At 35.6% G+C, this 19,802-nt stretch carries 19 protein-coding genes; 11 read left to right on the forward strand and 8 right to left on the reverse strand.

Features of this window, described 5'->3' with window-relative positions; translation table 11 throughout:
* Window positions 1-26 precede the first annotated feature (26 nt).
* The 6 genes from gyrB to dnaA all read right to left on the reverse strand — a co-directional run bounded on the left by gyrB (window position 27) and on the right by dnaA (window position 6,627).
* Entirely contained in the window at window positions 27-1,949 is a 1,923-nt protein-coding gene (gene gyrB, locus ACFFIS_RS04875; RefSeq protein WP_390186409.1) for a DNA topoisomerase (ATP-hydrolyzing) subunit B, read from the reverse strand.
* A gap of 30 nt (window positions 1,950-1,979) precedes the next feature.
* A complete protein-coding gene (remB, locus tag ACFFIS_RS04880) occupies window positions 1,980-2,258 on the reverse strand; it encodes an extracellular matrix regulator RemB (RefSeq protein WP_320380797.1) in 279 nt (92 codons plus the stop codon).
* Window positions 2,259-2,308: 50 nt separating this feature from the next.
* Window positions 2,309-3,421: a DNA replication/repair protein RecF gene (gene recF, locus ACFFIS_RS04885; RefSeq protein WP_390186384.1), complete on the reverse strand. Its 1,113-nt coding sequence runs from the start codon at window positions 3,419-3,421 to the stop codon at window positions 2,309-2,311.
* Window positions 3,422-3,478: 57 nt separating this feature from the next.
* Window positions 3,479-3,697 carry a S4 domain-containing protein YaaA gene (yaaA, locus tag ACFFIS_RS04890; protein ID WP_320380796.1) on the reverse strand — a complete coding sequence of 73 codons (219 nt, stop codon included), beginning with the start codon at window positions 3,695-3,697 and terminating at the stop codon, window positions 3,479-3,481.
* A 266-nt stretch (window positions 3,698-3,963) separates the two neighbouring features.
* Window positions 3,964-5,097, reverse strand: coding sequence for a DNA polymerase III subunit beta (dnaN, locus tag ACFFIS_RS04895; RefSeq protein WP_390186386.1), 1,134 nt, complete (start codon window positions 5,095-5,097; stop codon window positions 3,964-3,966).
* 186 nt (window positions 5,098-5,283) lie between these two features.
* Complete coding sequence (dnaA, locus tag ACFFIS_RS04900; protein WP_512700591.1) at window positions 5,284-6,627, reverse strand: chromosomal replication initiator protein DnaA; 1,344 nt, start codon at window positions 6,625-6,627, stop codon at window positions 5,284-5,286.
* Between the two features lie 768 nt (window positions 6,628-7,395).
* On the opposite strand from dnaA, the gene rpmH reads away from it, so the two are divergent.
* The 5 genes from rpmH (at window position 7,396) to ACFFIS_RS04925 (ending at window position 9,962) form a co-directional block, all read left to right on the forward strand.
* Window positions 7,396-7,530, forward strand: coding sequence for a 50S ribosomal protein L34 (gene rpmH / locus ACFFIS_RS04905; RefSeq protein WP_320380795.1), 135 nt, complete (start codon window positions 7,396-7,398; stop codon window positions 7,528-7,530).
* Window positions 7,531-7,644: 114 nt separating this feature from the next.
* A complete protein-coding gene (gene rnpA, locus ACFFIS_RS04910) occupies window positions 7,645-7,989 on the forward strand; it encodes a ribonuclease P protein component (RefSeq protein ID WP_320381510.1) in 345 nt (114 codons plus the stop codon).
* A 97-nt stretch (window positions 7,990-8,086) separates the two neighbouring features.
* Window positions 8,087-8,863: a YidC family membrane integrase SpoIIIJ gene (spoIIIJ, locus tag ACFFIS_RS04915; protein WP_320380794.1), complete on the forward strand. Its 777-nt coding sequence runs from the start codon at window positions 8,087-8,089 to the stop codon at window positions 8,861-8,863.
* Window positions 8,860-9,480 carry an RNA-binding cell elongation regulator Jag/EloR gene (gene jag / locus ACFFIS_RS04920; protein ID WP_320380793.1) on the forward strand — a complete coding sequence of 207 codons (621 nt, stop codon included), beginning with the start codon at window positions 8,860-8,862 and terminating at the stop codon, window positions 9,478-9,480. Before spoIIIJ ends, jag begins: the two co-directional genes overlap by 4 nt.
* A 320-nt stretch (window positions 9,481-9,800) precedes the next feature.
* The gene (locus ACFFIS_RS04925) at window positions 9,801-9,962 is read left to right on the forward strand and encodes a YozQ family protein (RefSeq protein ID WP_320380792.1); all 162 of its coding nucleotides are present in this window, start codon (window positions 9,801-9,803) and stop codon (window positions 9,960-9,962) included.
* A gap of 24 nt (window positions 9,963-9,986) precedes the next feature.
* On the opposite strand, the gene ACFFIS_RS04930 is transcribed toward ACFFIS_RS04925, so the two are convergent.
* Both ACFFIS_RS04930 and ACFFIS_RS04935 read right to left on the reverse strand, forming a co-directional pair.
* Window positions 9,987-10,868 carry a sensor histidine kinase gene (locus ACFFIS_RS04930; RefSeq protein ID WP_320380791.1) on the reverse strand — a complete coding sequence of 294 codons (882 nt, stop codon included), beginning with the start codon at window positions 10,866-10,868 and terminating at the stop codon, window positions 9,987-9,989.
* A gap of 15 nt (window positions 10,869-10,883) precedes the next feature.
* Window positions 10,884-11,585, reverse strand: a complete 702-nt coding sequence (locus ACFFIS_RS04935) for a LytR/AlgR family response regulator transcription factor (protein ID WP_320380790.1) — start codon at window positions 11,583-11,585, stop codon at window positions 10,884-10,886.
* A 176-nt stretch (window positions 11,586-11,761) separates the two neighbouring features.
* On the opposite strand from ACFFIS_RS04935, the gene ACFFIS_RS04940 reads away from it, so the two are divergent.
* The 6 genes from ACFFIS_RS04940 (at window position 11,762) to noc (ending at window position 19,685) form a co-directional block, all read left to right on the forward strand.
* Window positions 11,762-12,508: an ABC transporter ATP-binding protein gene (locus ACFFIS_RS04940; protein ID WP_390186391.1), complete on the forward strand. Its 747-nt coding sequence runs from the start codon at window positions 11,762-11,764 to the stop codon at window positions 12,506-12,508.
* Window positions 12,501-13,667, forward strand: coding sequence for an ABC transporter permease (locus ACFFIS_RS04945; RefSeq protein ID WP_390186394.1), 1,167 nt, complete (start codon window positions 12,501-12,503; stop codon window positions 13,665-13,667). Before ACFFIS_RS04940 ends, ACFFIS_RS04945 begins: the two co-directional genes overlap by 8 nt.
* 456 nt (window positions 13,668-14,123) lie before the next feature.
* Complete coding sequence (gene mnmE / locus ACFFIS_RS04950; protein WP_390186396.1) at window positions 14,124-15,500, forward strand: tRNA uridine-5-carboxymethylaminomethyl(34) synthesis GTPase MnmE; 1,377 nt, start codon at window positions 14,124-14,126, stop codon at window positions 15,498-15,500.
* A gap of 75 nt (window positions 15,501-15,575) precedes the next feature.
* Window positions 15,576-17,477: a tRNA uridine-5-carboxymethylaminomethyl(34) synthesis enzyme MnmG gene (gene mnmG, locus ACFFIS_RS04955; protein ID WP_390186398.1), complete on the forward strand. Its 1,902-nt coding sequence runs from the start codon at window positions 15,576-15,578 to the stop codon at window positions 17,475-17,477.
* A gap of 97 nt (window positions 17,478-17,574) precedes the next feature.
* Complete coding sequence (gene rsmG / locus ACFFIS_RS04960) at window positions 17,575-18,291, forward strand: 16S rRNA (guanine(527)-N(7))-methyltransferase RsmG (RefSeq protein WP_390186401.1); 717 nt, start codon at window positions 17,575-17,577, stop codon at window positions 18,289-18,291.
* Window positions 18,292-18,845: 554 nt separating this feature from the next.
* Window positions 18,846-19,685 carry a nucleoid occlusion protein gene (gene noc / locus ACFFIS_RS04965; protein WP_320380786.1) on the forward strand — a complete coding sequence of 280 codons (840 nt, stop codon included), beginning with the start codon at window positions 18,846-18,848 and terminating at the stop codon, window positions 19,683-19,685.
* The last annotated feature ends 117 nt before the right edge of the window (window positions 19,686-19,802 follow it).

A 19,802-nucleotide genomic window follows, 5' to 3' on the forward strand; every position in this document is an offset into this window, starting at 1 on the left:
ACACACCTGATGAAATTTCATCATCATTAAACATCTAAGTTTTTCACATATTGAGCATTTTCCTCGATAAAGTTACGGCGTGGTTCTACCTTATCTCCCATTAATATATCGAATGTATGATCAGCATCAATTGCATCTACTAATTCCACCTGTAACAACGTTCTTGTCTCCGGTGCCATCGTTGTATCCCATAGTTGTTCTGCATTCATCTCCCCAAGACCTTTATAGCGTTGGAGTCCTGGTTTTGGCGCTGCAGGCAACTGCGCTAAAATCTCATCTAATTGTTTATCATCATATGCATAACGTGCAGTTTTACCTTGTTGTACTTTATAAAGTGGTGGCTGCGCAATATAAATATATCCGTTTTCAATGAGTGGTCGCATAAAACGATAGAAAAAGGTTAGTAACAACGTACGGATATGTGCACCATCAACATCTGCATCCGTCATAATAATAACTTTATGATAACGTGCTTTTTCAATATCAAATTCCTCACCGATTCCAGTACCTAAAGCTGTTATAATCGTACGGATCTCTTCGTTAGACAAAATGCGGTCAAGCCGTGCTTTCTCTACGTTAAGTATTTTTCCTCTTAATGGTAAGATTGCTTGGAAATGACGGTCTCTACCCTGTTTTGCAGAACCACCTGCTGAGTCACCCTCAACAATATACAATTCACTTATTTTTGCATCTCTTGAGGAACAGTCTGCTAATTTCCCTGGTAGACTAGATACTTCTAATGCACTTTTTCTACGTGTTAAATCACGAGCCTTCTTAGCTGCTTCACGGGCCCTAGAAGCCATCATTCCTTTTTCAACAATTATTTTTCCAATCGTTGGATTTTCAAATAGGTACTTTGAAAAAGCCTCACTGAAAGCAGCATCTGTCACCGTACGCACTTCACTATTACCAAGTTTTGTTTTAGTTTGTCCTTCAAATTGTGGGTCTGGATGTTTAATAGACACAATAGCTGTTAATCCTTCACGTACATCGTCACCAGATAAATTAGTCTCATTTTCCTTCAACAAGTTACTCTTTCTAGCATAATCATTGATGACGCGTGTTAAGGCTGCTTTAAAACCAGACTCGTGTGTTCCACCCTCATGTGTACTTATATTATTCGCAAAGGAATAGATGCTACTTGCAAAGCCTGCGTTATATTGTAAAGCAATATCGACTGTAATTTCCTGTTCGATATTTTCCATAAAAAACGGCTCATGCAATACTTCTTTTGCACGGTTAATATATTTTACATACTCACTAATTCCGCCTTCATAATGGTATATTACTTCTTCTTCACTACCAGGACGTTTATCTTGTAACGTAATACGAATACCTTTATTTAAAAATGCTAATTCACGCAAACGTTGACTTAAAATATCAAAATTATATGTTGTTGTTTCTGTAAAAATCTCTGGGTCAGGCCGGAAATGAGTAGTTGTACCGTTATAATCCGTCTCATCGATTACTTTCAATTCACTTGCTACAATGCCTCGTTCAAAACCGATATAATAAATTTTACCGTCACGATGAACATAAACATCTAAATTAGTAGAAAGCGCATTTACAACAGAAGCACCTACACCATGCAGACCACCAGAGACCTTGTAACTACCGCCTCCGAATTTTCCACCAGCGTGTAATACCGTCATAATAACTTCAACGGCTGGTTTACCCGTTTTCTTTTGAATATCTACGGGGATACCACGTCCATTATCTTTAACCGTAATACTATTATCCTCTTCGATTATCACGCGAATATGATCACAGTATCCTGCTAAGGCTTCGTCTATACTGTTATCTACAATTTCCCAAACTAAGTGATGCAGTCCACGTTCACTCGTTGAACCGATGTACATACCCGGTCTTTTTCTTACCGCCTCTAGTCCTTCTAATACTTGAATCTGATCGGCATTATACGATTCTTCATTGATGATTTTTTCTTCCATTGCCATTTTCCCACATCCATTTCTAAACAATTATCCGATTTCTAGTTCATCTGAATAATCTTCAAGTTTACTTATAGTTGAAATCATCGTTGCGCGTTTCTTTAAGGTTGAAACAGATAACGTACTAAAGAAAATATAATCTGTCGTAATGACAACAGATTTTGCCTGTTCTTTATTTCCAATTACTTTAGATTCATTTCCCTTAATCATCTCTTCCATAATGCTTGAGGATAGAATGACTTGGTAATCAATAATGGAAATAATACTGTCTGACCGAATGACGTTGCCACTTCCTATATGAATAAACATCCTTTTTCCCCCTAAGTGACGTTGTGTTCAGTACTTACTTTGATTGATTTTTAATAATGGACTTTCCCATCTTCCACACGATATATATCAGCTTGACTTATCGTTTCGTGATGTATACCGTCAATGCTTGTCGTTGTAACAAAAGTTTGTACGCGATCTTGAATTGTATTTAATAAATGGGATTGTCGATAGTCATCGAGTTCACTCAATACATCATCTAGTAACAAAATAGGATATTCTCCAATCTCATTGCGAATTAACTCTATTTCTGCAAGCTTTATAGATAATGCAGTTGTACGTTGCTGACCTTGAGATCCATAGGTTTGAACATCCATTCCATTCACATAAAAAATGAGATCATCTCGATGTGGACCTACTAATGTATTACCACGTTCAATCTCCTTATCTTCAATTTCCCTAAACTTTTCCATGTATATATGTTCTATTTTCTCCCTATTTGCATCTTCTAATACTTCAATCGATGCAGAATACTTGATTTCAAGTTGTTCTAACTTTCTACTGATACCATAATGAATAGGCGCTGCCCAGCTTCTTAATAGATCAAGAAAACGAAATCTTCGTTCCAATATTTCACCAGCATGGGAAACGAGCTGTTCTGTCAATATGTGTAACATTGTAACGTCCTTAGTCTGTTTCCGTTGCATTTGTTTCAATAGATAGTTTCGCTGCTTTAAAATCTTTTGGTATTGGCCTAAGTGGTATACATATTTCGGTTGGATTTGACCTAGTTCCATATCAATGAACTTTCTACGGTTTTGAGGCGAGCCTTTTACTAAAGAGAGATCTTCTGGTGCAAACATCACAACGTTTAACACACCAATATAATCACTCAGTCTTCTTTGTTCAAGGTGATTTAATTTAGCCTTTTTTCCTTTTGATGAGATGATAATGTCAAGAGGGATAGTTTGATTACGTTTGCGAACTCTACCTGAAACTTTTGCAAATTCCTTATCCCATTTGATAAGTTCCTTTTCCTTTGTAGTCCGATGGGATTTAGTGAACGCTAACAAATAGATGGCTTCCATTAGGTTTGTTTTCCCCTGGGCATTTTCTCCAATAAAGACATTCACTTTATCGCTAAATGATATCGTCAATTCATCATAATTTCGATAGTACTTTAAATTTAGTTTTTCAATCAGCATCGATATTCCTCATTTATACTAAATATAACAGAATATATTGAAACTACGCCGTATCACTCATTCTCCTACAACAATAAATGTATCTCCATTTTCAAGTTCAATCACATCTTGTGGATAAAGTTTTCTTCCACGACGATGCTCCACTTCTCCGTTCACTTTCACACCTTGTTCTTGGAGATATACTTTAATCATACCACCGGATTCGAGAATGTTTGCTAATTTTAAAAATTGACCAAGCGTAATGTATTCCGTTTTTATTCCAATTTGTTCTTGCATTTTATCACATCACTTTTAAATATCGTTAAAAAGCCTTATATACTATTTTACTAAAGATTTCACGTTTAGGGAAGGATTCACCCTTTATTTCATGAAAAACGTCCTAAAATGCTTTAAAATTTGTTTTAGGACGTTTTTTCTGTTGCAGATTTGGTTTTTAATTGATTTTTTTGCTTCATTTTTGTTATTTAAATTTATAAGTACTCGTGTCACTTATTACTTAAAGGTGCATTTCATTAAAAAAATCAGCATGAAAGCTGACTTTTTTAATAAGTACGTACTGGTAAAATTAATTGTAAAATGTTTTCACCGTTTACTGGTTGAATAATAAACGGACGCATAGCACCAGTAAATTCAATTATAATATCTTCTGATTCAATTACTTTTAAAGCATCTAACATATATTTAGAACTAAAGGATATTTTTAACTCTTCACCCTCTATCTTATGAACAGATACTTCTTCTGATACGTGTCCAACTTCAGGAGAATTACTTGATATCTCCAAGAAATTATTTGATTCTGTTGTTAATTTTACAACATTATTTCTTTCCTCACGTGCTAGTAATGAGGCACGATCAATCGCCTGGATTAAATCCTTTGTTTTAGCTTGAATAATTGTTTTGCTTTGTGTTGGAATTAATCGTGATGTTTCGGGATAATTTCCATCTAGCAATCTCGATAAAAAGTTTATATGTTTTGTGCGAAATAAAATTTGATTCTCAGTAACACTTACTTCTACTGTTTCCTCTGCATCATCTAGAATTCTATTTAACTCATTAAGACTTTTACCTGGTATTACGATATTCGAAAACTCTAGATTCGTATCAATTGGAACTGCGCGAGAGGCTAAACGGTGACTATCTGTTGCAGTAAAGTTTAAACCCTTTTCTTTCAAGTTCACATTAACACCAGTTAATATCGGTCTTGTTTCCATCGTTGAAACAGCAAATACAGTTTGTTTAATCATGTTTTTTAATAGATCAATCGGAACTTCAAAACTATCATCTGTTTGTAATTTTGGAAGTAAAGGATATTCTTCTGCATCTTGGCCATTTAGTTTAAATTCTGCTCTTCCTGATTTAATTGTAACTTGATGTAAATGGTCTACCTCAAATTCAACCGTCTTTTCAGGCAATTTACGAACAATGTCTGGAAAATAACGTGCATGAAGCACAATGCTGCCAGGTTCAAGTTGTTCAATATAAACATTTCCGTCTTCCTCGACTGGTATATAAGATTCGATAGAAATATCAGAATCAGAACCAGTTAATGTGATGCCGTGTGTATGAGCTTCAATTTTCATCCCAGTTAATATCGGAATTGCCGTTCTTGGGGATATAGCTTTCATAACATCTTGTACACTTGCGATTAGCTGATCGCGTTGAATGACAAATTTCAATGTTATCCCTCCTGAATATATCATGTATATATTTATATTTTATTTATAAAAAGATAATAATAAAAGTAATAATACGTGTGATTATGTGGATAAGTCCAGTTTAGCTTTATTTTTCTAGGTTATCCCCATGTGGATAATGTGTGCATAAGCAAATAAAGTTATGAAGTGTATCCCCATGTGGAAAAGTTATAGTTCATGTAAGACTTCTTTTAATTCTTCAATTGTTTTTTGAAAAAGTGTATCGGCTTCAACCATTTTTGAAATTTTATCATAAGCATGTAATACAGTCGTATGATCTCTTCCACCAAATTCCTCGCCAATTTTAGGTAAAGAGGCATCGGTTAATTCTCTAGAAAGGTACATCGCAATTTGTCGTGGAAAGGCAATAGCTTTCGTTCGTTTCTTCGCGATAAACTCATCAATTTTTACATTGTACTTTTCGCCAACTGTTTGCATAATCTTTTCGATTGTAATGACTTTCGGTTTGCTACTAGGAATAATGTCTTTTAAAGCATCGGCAGCCAAAGAAGCATCAATATCACGATTTACAAGTGAAGAATAAGCAACAACTCGGATGAGTGCTCCCTCTAATTCACGAATATTTGTATCAATTTGGTTTGCAATATACATCATGACTTCATTGGGAATATCTAAACCTTCTGCTTTCGCCTTTTTATTTAAGATTGCAATTCTCGTTTCTAAATCAGGTGGCGTTATATCCGTAATGAGGCCCCATTCAAATCGAGAACGAAGACGATCCTCTAATGTCGGAATCTCTTTTGGCGGACGATCACTAGAAATAATGATTTGTTTATTTGCTTCGTGCAATGCATTAAACGTATGAAAAAATTCCTCTTGTGTTGACTCTTTGCCGGCAATAAATTGAATATCATCGACTAGTAGAATATCAACATTTCGGTATTTATTACGAAATTCACTCGTTTTATTTTCCATAATGGCGTTAATAAATTCATTCGTAAATTTTTCAGAAGTTAAATATACAACACGTGCATTTTGGTTATGCTCTTGAACATAATGGCCTATAGCATGCATTAAATGTGTTTTACCTAGTCCAACACCACCATAAATAAAAAGTGGGTTATATGCCTTTGCAGGTGCTTCAGCGACAGCTAAAGATGCTGCATGAGCAAAACGATTACCAGATCCAATGACAAATGTATCAAAAACATATTTAGGATTTAACATTGTTTTTGGTTGGGGAGATTGCTTAGTTACCTTTGATTGTTTCCTTTGCGGTTGTTCCGTGTCTTCCTTTTTGTTCATCTCTGGGATAACAAAGCGGATCGTTAATAAGGCACCAGTTACTTCTTCCACGATACTCGCAATTAAATCTGTATATTGCTCTTCTAACCAGTCTCTAGCAAACTCATTCGGAGCAGAAATGGTCAATGTTTTTCCCTCTAGAGCTACGGCCATCGTATGATTTAACCATGTTTCAAAACTAGGTTTACTCACTTTATCTTTTATTCTATCTAATACCGCTTCCCAAAGATCTCCGATGTTTTCCAAACTGGTTTCACTCCTTTCATATCATAAAAGCAGTTTTCTCATAACTATCTTTTCTTTATACTCTTGTCATAAATTTATGTTTCCTTACATAGCGTTAATAGAGATTAAAAAAGATAGGCTCTAACATGCATAGATGAAAAAGCCTCTCCCTATTTTTATTAAAAGATGGAAAGGCAGCCCGCTAACGTATAAAATTATCATCAGTATCCACACATATGTTGATAAGTCTTTGAACAGGGATGTGAATAAATGTCCACAGTTTATCCACATCTTGTGTATAACTATATTATTAGTAAAAAGTTTACACAGATTAAAACACAATAATCATACCAAATAATTCATGGATTTGCAATGTCTTTTCGACAGTTATCCACAATATCTACTCCTTGTAGACAAAAACTATGCACAGTACTATATTTTGTGATTAAGTTGTCGATAATGAATGTGGATATAAAATATAAAAAAAATGTTGTGAACAAGAAATGTGGATAGAATAATGAATATGGTGTATAAGTAGTTCGTTTATTTTTTCGTTTAATTTGGGAAAAAAATGTGTACATCGAGCGGGTAGATTTCCTAGTTTGAAATTTATTCTTTCCTATACAGTGGCGATATGTATGATGAGAAAAAGAGGAACTGTTCTGTTAGTAAAATATTTTTAAGAGTAAGTTGACAGCATCGTGATATATTCAGTATAATTACAAAGACTGTCAACCGCTTTTTTATTTTGGATTTTTTATGAGATCCCTCAGGGAGGTGCAATAATAGATGAAAAGAACATATCAACCAAGTAACCGTAAAAGAAAAAAAGTCCACGGCTTTCGTGCACGTATGAGTACTAAGAATGGTCGTAAAGTGTTAGCACGTAGACGTCGTAAAGGAAGAAAAGTATTATCTGCATAGACCACTGAACCTTTCAGTGGTCTTTTTTTCAAAATACATATTAATGGAAACCGTTGATATCATGAGGGATGAAACGTTAGTAGACTGATGTTTGTTGACTTGAAGGTGATGGCATTGAAAAAGGAATATCGTGTAAAAGATAATAAGGATTTTCAAACTATATTTAAACATGGAAAGTCATTTGCTAACAGACAACTTGTTTTATATTATTTGCATAAACCAAATCAGGAACATTTTCGTATTGGTTTATCTGTAGGAAAGAAACTAGGAAATGCGGTATTACGCAATCAAATAAAGCGATATTTACGTCAAGCATTTCATGAATTAGAAAAAGATGTGAAACAGGAATATGATTTTATTGTGATTGCAAGAACCCCCACAAGGGAAATGGGGCTCCGTGATTTCAAAAAAAGTTTATCGCACTTATTGTCTAAAGAACGATTACTCCATAAGAGATAGTTTTATATAGAATAATATGTAACTTTCATATAGAATAGCCATATATATGATGCTTGTTAGATTGTAATTTGAGATGGGTTTGTAAGGAGGAGAAGGTTTGCGTAAGAAATGGTTACTTTTTATCGTATTAATTGGTTTAATTGTCTTTTTATCGGGTTGTACATCTTCCGTTCAGAATCTTACACCGATAACGGCAGAAAGTACGGGATTTTGGAATAAATATTTTGTTTATCCATTTTCTGCATTGCTTACTTTTTTTGCAGATTTAATGAACAGTTATGGAATGTCAATTATTGTTGTAACAGTCATTATTCGTTTAATTTTGTTACCACTTAACGTGAAACAAATTAGAAGTTCTAAAGCGATGCAAGATATTCAACCTGAATTGAAAGAAATACAAAAGAAATACAGTTCAAAAGATGCAAATACGCAACAAAAATTACAACAAGAGACGATGGCTTTATTCCAAAAGCATGGTGTAAATCCACTTGCAGGATGTTTACCACTCTTAGTTCAAATGCCGATACTAATTGGGATGTATCAAGCAATTATGAGAACAGAAGCAATTCGTCAAGGGGAATTTTTATGGTTTCAAATGGGTTCACCGGATCCATACTTTATTTTGCCAATTATTGCGGCAGGGGCAACTTTCCTACAACAAAAATTAATGATGTCAGGTAATCCGGCTGCAAATAACCCACAAATGACCTTAATGTTGTATATGATGCCAATTATGATTGGTGTATTTGCTATCATGTTCCCAGCAGCTTTGGCATTATATTGGGTAGTAGGTAATGTCTTTATGGTTGCACAGACATTGTTCATTCGTAAACCGATGATGAAGGATGCAAGTACTGGAGGAGACAAAAAGTGAGACAAATAACTGCTAGTGGACAAACAGTTGAAGAAGCAGTCCAAACAGCTTTAGAGCAGTTAAGCACAACAAGGGACCAAGTTGAAGTAGAGATTGTCGATGAAGGTAAAAGGGGAATTTTAGGTGTATTTGGCTCAAAGCCGGCAATTGTAAAAGTTATTTTAATGAAAAATATGGTTGCTGAAACAGAAAATTACTTAAAAACTGTAACACGTCATATGGGTGTGGATGTAGAAATTACAACTACTGTGCATGATAACCATGTAACATATGAATTAAATAGTGATAAAATTGCACTTTTAATCGGAAAACGTGGACAAACCTTAAATGCGATTCAATATTTGGCACATCTTGCGATCAATAAAGATGGTAGGAAGTATTATACTGTGATAGTTGATGCAGAAGGTTATCGTGCGCGTAGAAAAGAAACATTGGAGATTTTAGCGGAACGAATGGCTGATCGAGCAAGACGTACAAATAGTAAAGTTGCGTTAGAACCAATGCCAGCGTTTGAGCGGAAAATCATTCATACATCGTTACAAAATGTGAAAGATGTAGAAACATATTCAGATGGTAATGAACCACATCGTCATATTGTAATTAAGCCAAATAAATAATGAAATTGTTAAAAGTCCAAGGAGTTTACAAAAATTCCCTGGATTTTTTTGTGTCTGAAGGGGGAGGATAAGGTGTGATATATTTTCTAGAAGGTAGCTTTTGTAAAGGTGTGTTGTTACACATATACTTCAAATGTTTAGTAACTGATAATTCTTCTTGTCCATCGCTACGAAAAGACATTGCGCTTTCCGTGAGGGGCTGAATCCGTGCCGGCAGAAAGTAAGCTGGCGACTAGTTCACAGTTTACACCAACTATGGTCTGTAGAAGCTGTATAAGTTGGACCTTCTAGAAAAGGACTCGGAAAGGAGTAAGTCTATCATGTATGATGAAAATAAAAAGGTTGGCGAAGTGATTTATCACCCGAAAGATAAAAAATCAAAGGGAGCTGTAATACAAGGATTGGCAGAAACACATGAGCAGGCAACAGATGCATATACAGAGGGAACAGTGGGTGGAGACATCCATAATAGTGATGCATAATTCGTAGGACGGGTTCCTCCCGTCCTATTCATTATTCTTCAAGTCGATGATTTTCACTTTCAATGTAAATATGTTGTCAATAAGAGAAAAGTCTAATGACCCATGGTATTTTTCTACCAAGTAGTTAATACGTTGTGATCCAAGTCCTTCGTGATGCATTCCCTTTGTAGAAAATGCCTTTTTCGTGTATAACGTGTCCAATAAAGTCCCGGGTAGTGGAAGGCTATGGTTTTTACAAATCATAATAAAAAAGCCACTTTGTTTGCGACAGCTAATATGAATTTCCCCCTGTTTCGCTGTCAGTTGTTGATAATCCACACTTGCTTCAAGCGCGTTTATCAATATATTACTTAATAATGATAAAACATCATAGTCGGGGATTGGAAGTTTTGAAAAGGCATCTTGAATGGAATAGTTGATTTTAATTTGCCTGCTCTCCGCTTTCTCTTTGAAAGTGTAAAGGAATGCTGCAAGCGTATTACTCTCGCCTTTAATAAGCTCATTTGTATCGTTATATTTAGTCTGAACAACGTCTTTTAAAAGTTGACGGTCATTTTGAAGTGTCTGAAAATATTGATGGAAGTCATGCCTCTGCTGGCGTAATTCATGTAATAATGTTGTCTGAGCAATAAAGTCCGCTTCTATTTTTGTTAACTTTTCCATATGTTTCTTACGTAATGCGTTTACAAATAGGGTTGTAGCAATAAGTTGTATAAATAACCCACCTATTAATATAGGTGTACGGGTGAAAATTGCTGTAAGTGCCCATAGAATTTGCAAACCAATGGTAAGGAGTAAGATGAAAACAGGATAGCGTAGCCGTTTGTATGTAAAAATAGTTAAAGCTAAAGCAAATAAAATGAGTCCACAACCCCAAAATGGAAATATCTCCGAAAATCCACCCATCTAAAACATCCTTTTTTAAAAATAATACTTTTGTATGTAGTCCATTTGTTCTCTCGTTACCATTGCTTTACAATTTGTACCATCAAAAGTTACACGATAAGACCTTTTTGTGTAAATTGAAAAGCTGTTAACATAGTGGAGATTTATTATAAAAGATCGGTGTGAACGAATGAAGTTATTCTCACGTAAACTTGCCTCACACTCATTCATCGTTAAATAAGCCTCATAGACTCCTTTTATCGTATGAATGGATGTTGTTCTACCAGTTCGTTCAATGAAAATAATATCCCTTTTCATAATCACATCAATATGACCTTTACGCTTAATAATAAATCTACCAATAAGATTTACAGCTTGTTGTTTATTACGAAAGCGATCCAATGATTGCATCAATCTTTCTTTCGTATATGGCTTCATAATGTAATCATGAACATCTAATTCAAAGGCATGAACAGCATAGCCGCTTTTAGCCGTAATAAAGATGACTGTTATTAATAATGCCTGTGTTTGGATAAAGTCAGCTAATTCATATCCAGAAATACCTGGCATCTCGATATCCGCAATGAGTAAGTCTATTTCGCCCTTCTGGATTTCATTATAGGCTACTGTTGCATCAGTAGTAGAAAAGGATATTTCTATATCTGGAATAATCGATAAGATGAATGCCAACTTTTCAAGATCAATGATTCGATCATCCACAATTCCTACTTTAATCATATTTCTATCCCTTCGTATTACAAACTTTTATAATCTTCCATATCATTATACTAAATTAAATCATCCAAATGAACCATTCGCGACAGAAAAGGTATCCTTTACGACATGATGGTAGTTATAAATTGATAGCTATTTATAATGCAATATAAGGATACAAAATAAGGGGTGTGAACAATATGATAAAACTTACGGATGTATCTAAGCAGTTTAAGGATAAAAGGCAATTAGTAAAAGCAATCGATTATGTATCTTTAGATGTGAAAGAAGGGCATGTTGTAGGATTGATTGGTGAAAATGGTGCAGGAAAGACGACATTATTGCGAATGTTATGTACGTTAATTAGGCCAGATGAGGGGGAAATTACAGTAAATGGTAAGGATATTTTTGAACAGCAGGAATCGTACAGATCTTCGTTGGGGGTTTTATTTGGGGCGGAGACAGGTTTATATAATCGGTTAACTGCACGAGAAAATCTAGAGTATTTTGCAAGTCTCTATAATATGTCAAATCATGACACGAAAAACCGGATTGATATGTTGGCGAAGCGATTTGGCATGCGTAAATATCTTGACCGTAGGGTGGAGGGATTTTCAAAGGGGATGAAGCAAAAAGTAGCCATTTCACGAACACTTATTCATAATCCAAGCATCGTTTTATTTGATGAGCCAACGACTGGGCTTGATATTACATCATCTAATGTTTTTCGCGAGTTCATTTTCCAGTTAAAAGAAGAAGGCAAAACAATTATTTTCTCTACGCACATGATGGATGAGGTAGAGCAACTTTGTGATGATCTTATCATGATGCATAAAGGGCAAGTCGTCTATGAAGGGGAACTTGAGACTTTATTTGCTAATGAAAATAGCCGGGATTTAAATTACCTATTTACCTCAAAAATTGTGAGGGGGGATTTATATGTTTAAGCGCATTTTATCAAAAGAATTACGTGATATCTTACGTGATAGACGCAGTATTACATTATTAATTGTCGTCCCATTAATATTAATGACTGGTCTTACCTTTTTTTATGATAAGTTGCTAGCTGCTCCAAATGAAGGTAATTTTGAGATAGCGGTAAATAAAGAGGTAGGCGATTCGTTTATCGAGCAATTACAAGCTTACTTTCCGGGCGTAACGATTGAAAAACAGACCGATTTACAAGAAAAGGTAAAAAATAAGGAAGTACAAATCGGGATACAGGTAGATAAAGATTGGCAAGAAAAAATAGGGGGTCAGACCCCAGTATCAATTAAGCTAATTTATGATCCAGGAAGTCAAACATCCTCAGAAGTTATACCTTATATTGAAGCGGCTATTGGCCAGTGGGAGTCTGCCATCTTGAAGGATAGGCTTCAACAAGCTAATATGGATCCGGAAATTGTTGACGTATTCGCGACAGAAGAAGTTCCATTAAAAGATAAAGATAATGCGGTAGCATCCTTTATGCTAGCAATATTAATCCCGATTTTAATTCCAATTGCTATTGCTAATGGTGCGTATCCATCAGCAACTGAACTCTTTGCAGGTGAGAAAGAAAAGAAAACGATGGAAGCATTGCTTATTACACCTGTTAAACCAATAAAAATTTTATTAGCCAAATGGGCGGCGATTTCATTGATTGGGATATTTACTGGTTTGTTATGTATTGCAGTTTTAATCATTGAAATTAATTTTACAACTAACCTAAAGGCTGGTTTTGAAGCAGTAGGAGATCCAATTCAATTTATTGCCATGAGTACAGGGTTAATTATTATGTTTTCCATTATGATATCAGCTCTACTAATGATTTTAAGCATGTTGGCAAATTCCGTCAAAGAGGCAGGGTATTATATGGGCCCTGTCATGGGATCATTGTCCATACCCGTTATAGTTATATTTTTAATAAGCGAATCGTTAAACACCTGGCTCTATTTAATACCAGTATTAAACCTATTCTTGTTTGTAAGAGATACATTTAGCGGACAGCTAACATCACTTGCATTTGTGATAGCTATGTTAAGCTATGTACTAGTTATTATTATCTTATTTCCAATTGCGAAGCGGATGTTTGAAAATCACCGTTTAATGTTAGGCAATTCATAAAGACTTCACCATAGAAAAAAATGCTGTGGACTAAAAACAATAGCATGCAATACTTGAATTTCCACTTATTCACATGTTGATAAGTGGAAATTTTTATTTTATAATTATCTTCTTGTGGATAAGTTTATTTTTATATGAAAATGTGGTATTCTATTAAATTAGTGACGAAGTGTGGATAAATAAGAAAAGCGAAAGCACCCGTTTAGCAACGTACAAATTGCGCCCTGCCAAGCAGGGTGGGTCAGCGTTGTCACGCAAAGTGACGGTTTTAGCTGATCTTCCTTTTCCTCGAGATAAATTGTTTGCTAGTTGCTGGGTGTTTGAGCTAGACAGTGAAAAGCGAAAGCACCCGTAATTAACGTTTGCGGGTTGTGAAAGTGTAGTAGTAGTATTTATAAACTAATATTTTTATATAAATAAATGTAGGAGTAAGAAATTTATAAGGAGGTGGCAGAGATGGAGACAGATACAATTGTTGCAATATCAACGCCAATTGGTGAGGGAGCAATTTCAATTGTGAGACTAAGTGGGCCAGAGGCGATAAAAATTGCTGATTCATTGTTTACTGGCAAAAGTCTGTATGATGTAGCATCACATACGATTCATTATGGGAAAATTGTAGATACAGAAACAAATGAAATTGCGGATGAAGTGATGGTCTCTGTCATGCGTGCACCGAAAACATTCACGCGAGAAGATGTCGTAGAAATAAACTGCCATGGCGGATTAGTGGCAGTAAATCGTATTTTAGAATTAACCTTAGCAAATGGTGCACGACTTGCAGATCCTGGTGAATTTACAAAGCGTGCTTTTTTAAATGGGCGTATAGATTTATCGCAAGCTGAAGCAGTAATGGATTTAATCCGTGCCAAGACAGATAAGGCAATGAATGTCGCGTTAGGACAAATGGACGGTAGATTGTCCCGTTTAATTCAAAAGTATCGACAGGAGTTATTAGAAACAATTGCCCATGTAGAGGTAAATATTGATTACCCAGAGTATGACGATGTAGAGGAAATGTCACATGAATTGATGCGGGAAAAGACAAAAGAAGTTCATGATCATATCGAGGAGTTATTACGTGTAGCTAAACAGGGTAAAATATTAAGAGAAGGATTATCGACCGCGATTATTGGTAGGCCAAACGTCGGAAAGTCTTCCTTGTTGAACGCACTTGTACAAGAAAACAAAGCGATTGTAACAGATGTGCCAGGCACAACACGTGATGTCATTGAGGAATATGTTAACGTCAGAGGCGTTCCATTAAAATTGGTGGATACGGCAGGTATTAGGGAGACGGAAGACCTCGTTGAAAAAATTGGGGTAGAACGTTCCCGAAAGGTTTTACAAGAAGCGGATTTAATTTTATTCGTGTTAAATTATAATGAACCTTTAACAGAAGATGATAAGCAGCTATTTGAGGCAATTACAGGCTTGCAATATATTGTTATCATAAATAAAACTGATTTGAAGCAACAACTAGATTTAGATGAAGTAAATATGCTTGCGGAGGGTCGCACATTGATCACTACTTCGCTTATTGAAGATAAAGGTATTGAAGAGTTAGAAACAGCTATTGCAAATACGTTCTTCGCAGGGGAAATAGAGTCAGGTGATATGACATATGTTTCTAATGCCCGCCATATCCAGTTGTTAAAACAAGCAAAGCAAGCATTGGAAGATGCGACGACAAGTTTAGAAATGGGTATGCCATTAGATATTGTACAAATAGATGTGACACGTACGTGGGAATTTTTAGGTGAAATAGTGGGAGACACGGCAAGTGATGCATTAATTGACCAATTGTTTTCTCAATTTTGCCTTGGAAAGTAGAAAGGAATAGCAGTAGCTATGTAAAAATATAGTGCTGCTAAAAATAGACAATGATAATGAAAGGAATGAAGGAATATGGGTTATCATGCAGGACATTATGATGTCATTGTTATCGGTGCAGGGCACGCTGGTTGTGAAGCGGGGCTTGCTGCAGCAAGAATGGGTGCAAAAACGTTAATGTTAACCTTAAATTTGGATATGATTGCCTACATGCCATGTAACCCATCTATAGGTGGTCCCGCCAAAGGGATTGTCGTTCGAGAAATAGATGCACTTGGTGGTGTAATGGGGAAAGTAATCGATAAATCATATATTCAAATGCGAATGTTAAATACGCGAAAGGGCCCAGCTGTTCAAGCGTTGCGAGCACAGGCAGATAAGCCAATTTATATAAAAGAAATGAAAAAGCTAATTGAAACTGAAGAGAATATTACGCTACGTCAAGGAATGGTGGATGAATTAATAGTTGAAGATGGTATTTGTAAGGGTGTTGTGACGGAAACACATGCAGAATATCGTGCAGAAGCTGTCATTGTAACAACAGGGACATTCATGCGTGGAAAAGTGTTGATGGGCGATTTGGAATATGAAAGTGGACCAAACAACCAACGTCCTTCTGTAAAACTATCAGAAAACCTTGAAAAACTAGGATTTGATCTTGTTCGTTTTAAAACAGGTACACCTCCACGTGTAAATAGTCATACCATTGATTATTCAAAAGCTGAGGAACAACCAGGTGATGAAAAGCCTCAAGGATTCTCATATGAAACGACAGAATTTATTACAGATCAAATTCCGTGTTGGTTAACGCACACAAATGAATTTACGCATAAAATAATTAATGAAAATTTAGGTTTATCTGCGATGTATTCAGGTGCTAAACGGGGTACAGGGCCACGCTATTGCCCATCTATTGAAGACAAGATAGTGCGATTCCATGATAAGCCACGCCATCAAGTATTTTTGGAGCCAGAAGGCCGTGACACGGAAGAAGTATACGTACAAGGACTATCTACTTCATTACCAGAATCGGTACAGCATGAAATTGTCCATTCTGTACCAGGACTTGAAAAGGCTGAAATTATGCGTCCGGGATATGCGATTGAATATGATGCGGTTGTACCAACACAATTATGGCCAACATTAGAAACAAAGGAAATTCCAGGTTTATATACTGCAGGTCAAATTAATGGTACATCTGGTTATGAAGAAGCTGCTGCCCAAGGTATTATGGCTGGAATTAATGCTGCGGCTAAGATATTTGGAAAAGATCCAGTTATTTTAGACCGTTCTCAAGCGTATATCGGGGTATTGATTGACGATTTGATTACAAAGGGAACTGCAGAGCCATATCGTTTACTAACCTCCCGAGCAGAATATCGTTTATTATTGCGTCATGATAATGCTGATTTACGTTTAACGGATATTGGTTATGAATTAGGTTTAATTTCTGATGAACGTTATGCAAACTTTCAAATGAAAAAGCAGCAAATTGAAGCGGAAAAGAAACGACTTTATAAGATGATTATAAAGCCAACTGAACAAGTACAAAATATGCTCTCATCCGTAAATGGAACGCCGTTAAAAGATGCGATAAGAGCACTTGATTTATTAAAACGTCCTGAAGTTTCATATGCATTATTGGAAACAGTCATCGATAATGTTGAGGATTTACCAACTGACGTAAAAGAACAAGTAGAAATTCAAGTGAAGTATGAAGGTTATATTAAAAAAGCAACGGAACAAGTAAGTCGCATGTTGAAAATGGAAGATAAAAAGATTCCAGAGAACATTGATTATGATGTGATTAGTGGACTTGCTACGGAAGCAAAACAAAAGCTGAAAGAAATCCGCCCATTATCAGTTGGGCAAGCATCCCGTATTTCAGGGGTAAATCCTTCTGATGTCTCTATATTACTTGTATATATCGAACATGGACGGATTGCAAAAGTAGGGAATGAACCGATGGAAATATGATGATATGAAAAAGCCGACTTTTTGTCGGCTTTTTCTACAAATGAAAGATATCTTGGTGCTTATGTTTTATGAATTATACATAAAAAGGAGAAAGAAAATGACCCCAGAACAATTTGCTAGTGAACTTGAAAAGAAAGGCATTGATTTACAAGAAAATCAATTACAGCAGTTTGCTACCTATTTTAAAGTATTAGTAGAATGGAACGAAAAGATGAATCTTACTGCATTGACTTCTCAAACAGATGTTTATTTAAAGCACTTTTACGATTCCATATCGGCAGCATTTTATGTGGACCTCTCGAAAGTAGATAGTATATGTGATGTTGGAGCAGGAGCGGGGTTTCCAAGTATTCCTTTAAAAATATGCTATCCACATTTACATATTACGATTGTAGATTCGCTAAAAAAGCGTATTGGCTTTTTAAACCACTTGGCGAGTGAGTTAGATTTACAACATGTATCTTTTTATCATGATCGAGCTGAAATATTCGGTCGGAACAAACTTCATCGTGAAAAGTATGATATTGTAACTGCACGAGCAGTCGCAAGGATGTCTGTGCTAACAGAATTATGTATGCCATTATGTAAAAAGGGAGGTAAGTTTGTTGCAATGAAAGGTGCACAAGCCGATGATGAAATTGATAAGGGGACACGTGCCATTACCCTTTTAGGTGGAGAGCTGAAAGAAACACATACATTTACTTTACCTTTTGAACAAGGGGAACGCTCGATTATTGTCGTAGATAAGGTAAAGGAGACGCCGAAAAAATTCCCACGAAAACCAGGTACACCGAATAAGGAGCCAATTGAATAAAGGTAGCTAGCTGTGTGTGGATACTAGATAAAGTGTTTGTCATAGTAACTAAGTCACAGTTTGAACGATATGAGGGTAACAAAGCAAGACAAGTAGGGGATGGAAAAATCCTTTCACTACTAAAAATCTAAACGATTGTTCAGTAGATTTTTAAATGAATGCGGAATGGAAAGACATCATCATGAAATGAACTGTAAACGTTTTGTCGCGAAAACTTAAAAGTTATGGTAAAATAACATCAAAACTATTAATCTAATCCATATAAACATCGAATCTTTTGAATAGTTAACAAAAAATGTTCCACGTGAAACATTTCTGTATTCGTTCATCGGACAGGCCAATTAAACATGGTGCTGTATACGAGCGAACCGTTATATTGGATAGTTTCGTTTTAACTAACATCTAGTGGAAATGGTATGATAAAACGCAAAGGTTAGTGATGAGCTACTTACTTATATGTAAACGATAGCTTGTATAACAACGACTCCACTGCATGAAGTTATGCTTGATATAGATATATATGATAAAATTTATAATAAAGGTGGTGTCATTACGTGTTACCTTTTAATCGGATTTTTGGGATTGGTGAGAAGGAAGATGAAGAGATAAATCTTCAACCAGATGAAGTAATCCAACTACCTGTTGATCAAATTCAGCCAAATAGATATCAACCCCGTCATTTATTCAATGAGGAGAAAATCGCGGAGTTAGCACAAACGATACATACGCATGGTATGATTCAACCAATTATTGTACGTAAAATAGCGGATGATAATTATGAGTTAATTGCAGGGGAGCGCCGTTGGCGAGCTGTGCAACTTTTAGAATGGGAAACAGTACCTGTTATTATTCGTGAAATGAATGATACACAAATTGCCTCTGTAGCCCTAATAGAAAATTTACAGCGTGAAGAACTAACGGTGATTGAAGAGGCAATAGCTTATGTGAAATTACTAGAACTACATCAAATTACACAAGAGGCACTAGCACAACGTTTAGGAAAAAGCCAATCAACAGTTGCCAACAAAATAAGGTTATTAAAATTACCCGAGGAAGTTCAAGAGGCTTTACTCAGTAAGCAAATAACGGAGAGACATGCCCGGGCTTTAATTAAGCTAAAAGATGAAGAAAAGATTATTAATGTCTTGCATATGATAATCGAACATGATTTAAATGTGAAGCAAACGGAAGAAAAGGTTGATAGTATCAATCAACCAAAGGAAAGGCCACAAAGAAAAAGGCCAACGTTTAAAGGAATAAATAAAGATGTTCGGATCGCAATGAATACGATTCGTCAATCTTTAAGTATGGTTACTGATACAGGAATTGCAGTAGAAGCAAATGAAGAAGAACTTGATGATTATTATCAAATTACAATTAAAATACCTAAATAGAACTCATATTTAATAATACCGGCTCTTTGTCAAATAGTGTTGGTGGCTGAATTAAGGTCGCTAAAATATTAATGATTCGGGATCTGTTTATCCTGCCACTTAAGCGGCAGGATAAAC

It is taken from the genome of Paracerasibacillus soli (genome assembly GCF_042432965.1).
In the GTDB taxonomy this organism is placed as follows: Bacteria; Bacillota; Bacilli; order Bacillales; family Amphibacillaceae; genus Paracerasibacillus; species Paracerasibacillus soli.

Coding starts and splice junctions, on each gene's coding strand:
- ACFFIS_RS04935 (WP_320380790.1), bottom strand. CDS start 11,585: ATGATTAAAGTAGGAATTGTGGATGATCGAATCATTGATCTTGAAAAG.
- rsmG (WP_390186401.1), top strand. CDS start 17,575: ATGACCCCAGAACAATTTGCTAGTGAACTTGAAAAGAAAGGCATTGAT.
- remB (WP_320380797.1), bottom strand. CDS start 2,258: ATGTTTATTCATATAGGAAGTGGCAACGTCATTCGGTCAGACAGTATT.
- ACFFIS_RS04925 (WP_320380792.1), top strand. CDS start 9,801: ATGTATGATGAAAATAAAAAGGTTGGCGAAGTGATTTATCACCCGAAA.
- gyrB (WP_390186409.1), bottom strand. CDS start 1,949: ATGGAAGAAAAAATCATCAATGAAGAATCGTATAATGCCGATCAGATT.
- ACFFIS_RS04930 (WP_320380791.1), bottom strand. CDS start 10,868: ATGGGTGGATTTTCGGAGATATTTCCATTTTGGGGTTGTGGACTCATT.
- mnmG (WP_390186398.1), top strand. CDS start 15,576: ATGGGTTATCATGCAGGACATTATGATGTCATTGTTATCGGTGCAGGG.
- recF (WP_390186384.1), bottom strand. CDS start 3,421: ATGCTGATTGAAAAACTAAATTTAAAGTACTATCGAAATTATGATGAA.
- rpmH (WP_320380795.1), top strand. CDS start 7,396: ATGAAAAGAACATATCAACCAAGTAACCGTAAAAGAAAAAAAGTCCAC.
- ACFFIS_RS04940 (WP_390186391.1), top strand. CDS start 11,762: ATGATAAAACTTACGGATGTATCTAAGCAGTTTAAGGATAAAAGGCAA.
- mnmE (WP_390186396.1), top strand. CDS start 14,124: ATGGAGACAGATACAATTGTTGCAATATCAACGCCAATTGGTGAGGGA.
- ACFFIS_RS04945 (WP_390186394.1), top strand. CDS start 12,501: ATGTTTAAGCGCATTTTATCAAAAGAATTACGTGATATCTTACGTGAT.
- yaaA (WP_320380796.1), bottom strand. CDS start 3,697: ATGCAAGAACAAATTGGAATAAAAACGGAATACATTACGCTTGGTCAA.